This window comes from Actinosynnema sp. NPDC023658 (assembly GCF_040639995.1).
Classification (GTDB): domain Bacteria; phylum Actinomycetota; class Actinomycetes; order Mycobacteriales; family Pseudonocardiaceae; genus Actinosynnema.
On sequence record NZ_JBFAAX010000480.1, the window covers coordinates 1 to 4,513 of the forward strand.

Here is a 4,513-nt window from a genome sequence, read left to right on the forward strand (position 1 = left end):
GCTCGTCCGCGTGCATGGCCTGGTCGGTGTCGATGACCTCCAGCACGCCCCGCGCGTACTCGACGGCCCGCCGGCGTTCGGCCGCGGCCCGCCGCTCGGCCTCGCCGTCGGAGCCGAGCAGTTCGGCCGCCTCGTCCAGCAGCGGCACGTCGGAGATCGTCCACGCCCGCGGGTCGTCGCGGTGCAGCTCGGGGTGGCCGAGCCCGAAGCACCGGCCGGCGTAGAGGTCGGCCAGGAGCTCCTGCGGGGTGAGCACCGGCCACAGCCGCGCGGCCGTGCGCCGCACGTCGGGGTGGCCCGCCAGCTCGCGGCGCACGTCCTCCGCCAGCCCCGGCAGGTCCTCCCCGATGAGGTCCAGCGCGGGCGCGACCAGCGCGTCGACGAGGGCCTCGTGGAACACCGGCTGCGCTTCGTTGTGCTTGAGACCGGCGTTGCGCGCCCGTGCCCGCGCCCGGTCCGCGATCTCGGCGGTCACCGCGACCGTGACGTCCTCCAGCTCGACCGGGACGGGCTCGGCGGGCGTCTCCTGCCGGTCCGCGACGGCCTCCACCAGCAGGTCGACCGCCGCGAGCCCGCCCTTGAACGCCTGGAGCTCCGGTGGGTCCTCCCGCTCGGTCCGCACGCCGGGGAACAGCTCGCCCGGCGTGGCGAACACGACGTCGGTCTCGCCCAGCGACGGCAGCACCTCCCCGATGTACCGCAGGAAGCCCGGGTTCGGGCCGACCACCAGCACGCCCTGGCGGGACAGGCGTTCCCGCTGCGTGTACAGCAGGTAGGCGACGCGGTGCAGCGCCACCGCCGTCTTGCCGGTGCCCGGCCCGCCCTCGATCACCAGCACGCCCCGGTGCGGCAGGCGGATCACCTCGTCCTGCTCGGCCTGGATGGTGGCCACGATGTCGCGCATGGCGTCCGAGCGGGGCGCGTCCAACGCGTCGAGCAGCGCTTTCGAGGTGAGCTGGAGTTCGTCGTCGTAGAAGCTCTCCAGGTGCTTGCCGCGGGTCCGGAAATGGCGGCGCAGCGTCACCCCTTCCGGGTTCGCCGCGGTCGCCGTGTAGAACGGGCGGGCGGCCGGCGCGCGCCAGTCGGTCAACAACGGCTCGTAGTCGTTCCCGGTGTCGAACAGGCCCACCCGGCCCACGTAGACGCGGTCGTCGGCGGTGTCGATGCGGCCGAAGCACAGGCCTTCGTCGGCCACGTCGAGGCGGCTGAGCTGCTCCGACAGCGTGCGGACGGCCACTTCGCGGTGCCAGCGCTGCTCGTGCCCGTCCTTCAGCGCGGCGTCGAGCCCGGCCCGGACGGCGGCCCGCTCCTGTTCCAGCCGCTCGTGCAGGAACGCGATCCGCTGTTGCTCGGCGGACAATTCCCCGGTTGTCACGCTTGCTCCCTGTGATATACTGACATTGTCTTTGTCCCGCCATTTTCGGCGATGTCAACCTTTATGCTTAGCACATTCGCGCGCGGATTTCACGGCTGCCCGCGGCACTCCCGGCGTGGAATGATCGCCGGCGTGGAATCCGACGAGTTGGTGGTCGCCGTCGCGCAGCACGCGCCCGTGCCCGGTGACGTCGCGGAGAACGCGCGCCGCGCGGCCGCGACGGTCGCGGACGCGGCGGGTGCGCGCCTGCTGCTGTTCCCCCTGTTGTCGTTGACCGGCTACGACCTGGACCGCCTTGCCGAGCCGACGTGCTGGGTCACCCCGGACGACCCGAGGCTGGACGTCGTGCGCGAGGCGTGCCGCGCCCACGGGGTCACGGCGGTGGTCGGCGCGGCGTGGCTGGGGGCGGACGGCCGCCGGCTGCTCGCGTCGGTGGCGCTGTCCCCGGACGGCGGCGTCGAGGTGGTCGGCAAGCAGTACCCGAGCCGGGCCGAGCGGGAGCTGTTCGAGCCGGGCGGGTCCTTCCTCGTGCTGGACGTCGACGGGTGGCGGGTCGCCCTGGCCGTCTGCTTCGACGCGGCGGCCCCCGAGCACGCGCTGGAGGTGGCCCGGCGGGGTGCGGACGTGTACGCCGTGTCGGCGCTGTACACCGAGGGCCAGGAGAGGCGGCTCGACGTCCACCCGGCGGCGCGCGCGATGGACCACCGGCTGTACGCGCTGGTGGCCAACCTGGCGGGCGCGGGTCCGGGGTGGCGGTCGTGCGGCGGCAGCGGGGTGTGGCACCCGGACGGGCGGCGGCTGGTCGAGGCGGGCGGCGGGCAGCAGGTCGTGACGGCACGGCTGGAGCGCGCCGAGCTGGACCGGGTGCGCGCGGACGACGCCAAGGCGGGGTACAGGGGGTAGCGCCGTGGGTCACCTGGACGGCAAGGCGGTGATCGTGACCGGCGCCGGTCGCGGGCTGGGCGAGGCGTACGCCAGGCACGCGGCGGCCGAGGGCGCGCGGGTCGTGGTGAACGACGTCGAGGGTGCGCCGGAGGTCGTGGCGGCGATCGCCGGGGCGGGTGGTCGGGCCGTGGCGCACACCGGGTCGGTGACGGACCCGGCGGTCGCGACGGAGCTCGTCGAGCTGTGCCGGTCGTCGTTCGGGCAGGTGGACGGCTTGGTGAACAACGCGGGCGTCACGCACTTCGCCCAGCCGTGGGAGGACGAGCCGGCCGTGCTGCGGTCGGTGATCGAGGTGAACGTGCTCGGCACGATGTACTGCGGCACGGCGGCGGCGAAGGTCATGCGGGGCGGCTCGATCGTGAACGTCGTGTCGGGCGCGATGCTGGGCCGTGCGGACGCGGCGGCCTACTCGGCGTCGAAGGGCGCGGTGGCGTCGCTGACCCTGGCGTGGGCGGGGTCGTTGGCCGCGCGGGGTGTCCGGGTCAACGCCGTCGCGCCGCTCGCGTGGACGCCGATGATGGACACCGACCCGCGCGCCGAGCAGATCAGCGCCCGGGACCAGACGCCGGACAGGATGGCGCCGCTGGTGACGTACCTGCTCAGCGACCTGTCGGAGGACGTGTCCGGCCAGCTGGTCCGCTTCCTCCCGGACAAGCTCCACGTGATCTCGCAGTACGCCGTGAAGCCGCCCGTCCTGACCCGCGAGTCGTGGGAGGTGGCGGACATCGCGGCCGCCTTCGAGTCCGACCTGACCCCGGAACCGCCGGGTCGCGTCCGCTGGCGGGTGTGACGCGGAGGCCAGGGTCGGTCGCCGGGACGTCGTGCCGGGTCACGCGAGGGCCAGGGCGAGGACCGCGACGAGCGGCGGTGCGCTCTGGCAGAGGGCCCCGGCGACCCCGGCACCCTTGGGGCGGCTCATCGCGAGCCGGTCGGACACGCCGAGCCCGATGCCGGCCAGGACCATGAACCCGCAGGTGTAGAACACCAGCGCGCGGCCGATCGCCTCGTCGCCGGTGTGCAGCGCGACCAGGCCGATGACGGTGCCGGAACCGAGGAACAGGTTGTACAGCCCCACGTTGAACGACCACAGCCGCACCGGTTCGACCTGCTCGGCGGGCACCTTGAACACGCCCCAGTGCACGCCGGGCCGCCGGAACAGCAGGGTCTCCCACACGAACACGAGGACGTGGACCAACGCGGCCACGGAGGCCGCCACCTGCGCGACGGCGTTCACGACCACTCCCCCAACGCGATCCCGTGCCGGTCGACCACGTCCCGCAGGAGCGGGCCGACCTCGGCCGGCGGCGTGTCGGCGGGCACGGCCTGGTCGACGTCGCGGAAGAACCGGCCCATGGCGTCGGTCAGGCTGACCGCCAGGAACTGCACCGACGGCGTGTGCACGCTGAACGTGTGCGGCACGCCCGGCGGGATGGCGATCGACGTGCCCGGCCCCACGTCGTGGACCTCGCCGTCCACCAGCACGGCCATGCGACCGTGCAGCACGTAGTAGGCCGTGGCCCACGGCGTGCCGTGCGGCGGCACGGTGGGTCCGCGCGGCGCGTCCACCTCGAACAGCTCGTAGGCGCCGTCGGTGTGCGCGGCGTCGACCTTGACGGTGATCCTGGCGTCCGGCGAGTTCAGCTCGAAGCCCTCGCCGGCGGTGCTCACGTGTGTCTTCATGAGCCGACGGTAGGAGCCGGCGAGGCGGTCACCCATCCCAGGAATGTGGGATGGAGACCAGGTCGGGACGGGCGCATACTCCGACCATGTGGGAAGGTCGGGCGGACGGCGCGCGACGTGAGGTCGCCGCGCTCGCGGTGGCGGGCCTCGGGGTCGCGGAGCTGCACCGGGCCGCGATCGACGTGGTCGAGCGGGTCGTGCCCACCGACCTGACCTGCTGGGCGTCGCTCGACCCGGACACCGCCGTGATCAGCTCGATGACCAGCGGACCGACCCGCATCCCGGCCGAGTACGAGCCGGTGCTGGCGGCCTGCGAGTACAGCGGCGTCGAGCCGCACGCGTTCGCGGAGCTGGCCCGCCGCCCGGTGCCGGTGGCGCGGCTATCGGACGTGCCGAGCCGTGACGCCGCCCGGTGCGGCCGGCTCAACGAGGTGTGGCGACCGCTCGGCCTGCACCACGAGCTGCGGGCGGTGTTCCGGGTGGACGGCACGTGCTGGGGCGCGGCGGGCCTGG

5 protein-coding genes and 1 pseudogene are annotated in these 4,513 nt (G+C 74.0%); 3 read left to right on the forward strand and 3 right to left on the reverse strand.

Annotated features, from left to right (window positions below):
• Positions 1-1,375: UvrD-helicase domain-containing protein (locus tag AB0G02_RS29385; protein WP_360800171.1), on the reverse strand; the 1,375-nt coding region annotated here is incomplete at its 3' end.
• 132 nt (positions 1,376-1,507) lie between these two features.
• On the opposite strand from AB0G02_RS29385, the gene AB0G02_RS29390 reads away from it, so the two are divergent.
• Complete coding sequence (locus AB0G02_RS29390; protein ID WP_360800174.1) at positions 1,508-2,278, forward strand: carbon-nitrogen hydrolase family protein; 771 nt, start codon at positions 1,508-1,510, stop codon at positions 2,276-2,278.
• Between the two features lie 4 nt (positions 2,279-2,282).
• Positions 2,283-3,110 (forward strand): SDR family oxidoreductase, encoded by an 828-nt coding sequence (locus AB0G02_RS29395; RefSeq protein ID WP_360800177.1) that lies wholly within the window; start codon positions 2,283-2,285, stop codon positions 3,108-3,110.
• A gap of 39 nt (positions 3,111-3,149) precedes the next feature.
• On the opposite strand, the gene AB0G02_RS29400 is transcribed toward AB0G02_RS29395, so the two are convergent.
• Both AB0G02_RS29400 and AB0G02_RS29405 read right to left on the reverse strand, forming a co-directional pair.
• Positions 3,150-3,554 carry a DUF1304 domain-containing protein gene (locus AB0G02_RS29400; RefSeq protein WP_360800180.1) on the reverse strand — a complete coding sequence of 135 codons (405 nt, stop codon included), beginning with the start codon at positions 3,552-3,554 and terminating at the stop codon, positions 3,150-3,152.
• A complete protein-coding gene (locus tag AB0G02_RS29405) occupies positions 3,551-4,000 on the reverse strand; it encodes a cupin domain-containing protein (RefSeq protein WP_360800183.1) in 450 nt (149 codons plus the stop codon). Before AB0G02_RS29405 ends, AB0G02_RS29400 begins: the two co-directional genes overlap by 4 nt.
• Positions 4,001-4,086: 86 nt before the next feature.
• On the opposite strand from AB0G02_RS29405, the pseudogene AB0G02_RS29410 reads away from it, so the two are divergent.
• A pseudogene (locus AB0G02_RS29410) lies at positions 4,087-4,513 on the forward strand (helix-turn-helix transcriptional regulator); the annotation flags it as partial.